The organism is Rhodococcus sp. P3_B8 (assembly GCF_056402775.1).
Map to the genome: position 1 here is coordinate 1 of NZ_JBFUGT010000551.1, position 2,349 is coordinate 2,349.

At 67.1% G+C, this 2,349-nt stretch carries 4 protein-coding genes; 1 reads left to right on the top strand and 3 read right to left on the bottom strand.

The window, feature by feature from the left end; genetic code table 11:
* Window positions 1-547, top strand: a 547-nt coding sequence (locus AC1D1G_RS44370; RefSeq protein ID WP_477956848.1) for a DUF418 domain-containing protein, incomplete at its 5' end; no start/stop codon positions are given.
* On the opposite strand, the gene AC1D1G_RS44375 is transcribed toward AC1D1G_RS44370, so the two are convergent.
* The 3 genes from AC1D1G_RS44375 to AC1D1G_RS44385 all read right to left on the bottom strand — a co-directional run.
* On the bottom strand, window positions 516-863 hold the full coding sequence (locus AC1D1G_RS44375) for an ANTAR domain-containing protein (RefSeq protein ID WP_280784451.1): 348 nt from the start codon (window positions 861-863) through the stop codon (window positions 516-518). The genes AC1D1G_RS44370 and AC1D1G_RS44375 overlap by 32 nt on opposite strands.
* Window positions 860-1,066 (bottom strand): hypothetical protein, encoded by a 207-nt coding sequence (locus AC1D1G_RS44380; protein WP_280784450.1) that lies wholly within the window; start codon window positions 1,064-1,066, stop codon window positions 860-862. The genes AC1D1G_RS44375 and AC1D1G_RS44380 overlap by 4 nt, the downstream gene beginning before the upstream one ends.
* Window positions 1,067-1,284: 218 nt before the next feature.
* On the bottom strand, window positions 1,285-2,349 hold a 1,065-nt coding region (locus tag AC1D1G_RS44385; protein ID WP_477956849.1), incomplete at its 5' end, for a metallopeptidase TldD-related protein.

Here is a 2,349-nt window from a genome sequence, read left to right on the forward strand (position 1 = left end):
GTTCCTCGTCGGCGCACACCTCTACGGTGCGCGCGTCCTCGACCCGGACCGCGGCGACTTGCGTCGGCGCCTGATGGTCGCGGGCCTGGCAATCGCACTTCCGCTGGACTTCGCGCTCGGATTGTTCGGCGGAGACGTAGGCCTGATCCTCGGCAGGTACGGGACCGCTCCGGTGGTGGCGTTGGGGCTACTCGCCGCGATCGCGCACCGCTACGCCGACGGACGCGAACCCGGCCCGGCCGGTCGGGCGCTCTCGGGAGTCGGCCGCACTGCGCTCAGTTGCTATGTGCTGCAGAACATCCTGTGCTCGATCGTCTGCTACGGCTGGGGATTCGGCCTCGCGGCCCGGTTGAACGGCGCCACCGTCGTTCCGGCGACCATCGTGTTGTTCGGTGCCGTCTCGGCGACGCTGATCGTCGTGTCACGCCTGTGGTTGCGGCGGTTCGATCGGGGGCCACTCGAATGGCTCACACACCGGGGCTACCAGCGTCTCACCCGGGCGGACAGGAACGGTGTCACCGCGCCAGTAGCGTCGTCCATTCCTTGAACTCGAGGGCGTACGACGGTGCGGGCGTCGTCACGGAGGGGCACGGCTGTCGCCGAGTCGCCAACTCCACCAACGACTTCGCTGCCCGCATCACGCTGACGTGGTGATGCCGGGAGACGTCGAGCAATTCCTCGAATGCCTCGGCGTCGCCGTAACCGCGGGTGGCGATGAGGATGCCTTTCGCGGTGGCGAGAACCTCGCGTCCGTCGGGGTGACGGTGCGGAATCGGATGTGCGGGCGGTGCGGCCTCGAGTACGTCGTTCGACACGGTGATCTCCTGGGTTGTGGTGCTTCGCTGATGTCTGGGCGCGGTCATACCGCTGCCACCATCAGTGCCGTGGCGAGGGCGACGATCAGTCCTCCTGTCGCGGCGGCGAGAACTGAACCGGTGATGATGCCGATTCCGGTGGCGCAGACGAGGCAGACGAACGTCGTCAGTGCCACGTCGGCGAGAGCGAACCGTCTCGTGACCTTGGTGTGGTCGTGGAGCAGTTCGCGGGTGGTGGTATCGGAGTGCATGAAACCTCCTGGTCAGACGGGCAAGGGACGTACTCGGCGCATGCGCCGGCCACGCGGCGCTACGGTGAGTTTCGGCCCCGTTCTCTGGAGACCTGAATATGACATGCGCGGCGAAACTGCTCTGGAGTGAGCAATCTCATATGCGCGATGTCTGCAGCATTTATAACGGAAACAGTACGGGCTGTCACCTAGACGAGCGTCCGCATAGGATCCGCGACTCAGAGCGCCTTGCTGACCGACGACATGTGGAAGTCCGGGACACGCAACGGCGGCATCGCGGTTCGGGTGAACCAGTCCTTCCATTCCCGGGGCAGCGTCCGCTCGGTGGCTCCGCCCTGGGTGACCCTCCGCAGCAGGTCGAGGGGGCTCTCGTTGAACCGGAAGTTGTTCACGGCGCCCGTGACCTTCCCGTTCTCGACGAGGTAGACACCGTCCCGCGTCAGTCCCGTGAGCAGCAGGGTGGCGGGGTCGACCTCCCGGATGTACCAGAGGGTGGTCAGCAGCAGCCCGCGTTCGGTCTCGGCCACCATCTGATCGAGTGACACCGAACCGCCGGCGTCGAGGATCAGGTTGTCGCCGGGCACGGTCACGTCGGCGCCGAATTCCTTCGCCGCCGCCCGCGGGTACGCGAGCGCATTGACGGTGCCGTCACGGATCCAGTCGACCCGGCCCGCGTCCATCCCGTTGTCGAAGACGGACACCGATTCGGACGACGACCCGGTGACGACGAACGGTGTGTATTCCACGCCGAGCGCGGCCGGATCGGAGTAGAGGGTGAGGGGCAGCGCACTCAGCTTCTCCCCGATGCGGGTGCCCCCGGGCGCCGACAGGGCGGAGTGCCCTTCTTCCGCGGCCCGGCCCTCCATGGTCCACATGAGGTAGATCATGAGGTCCGCGACCGCGGACGGCGGCAGGATCGTCTCGTAACGGCCGGCGGGCAACTCCACCCGGTTGCGGGCCCAGTCGAGGCGCGTCGACAGGTCCTGGAGCAACTTCACGCTGGCCACATCCGTGAAGTCCTTGGTGCTGGTGCCCACCCAGGCGCTGGCGTCGCCGCGTTTGCCGTTGATCTCGACCGACCCGGTCGGCTGGGCGAACCGGCGCCGGATCCCGGTCGACGTGCCCAGCCAGGTGGTGTGCAGCTGGTGGTGGGCGAAACCGTAGAGCTGGTCGCTGCCGTCGAAGCCCATGCTCAGATCCTGGGCGAGCTGTTCGAACGCGCCGATCTCGGTGCGCTCCGCCGAATCGTCCCACCGCTCGTCGGTGTCGGTGCCGGTGAGCAG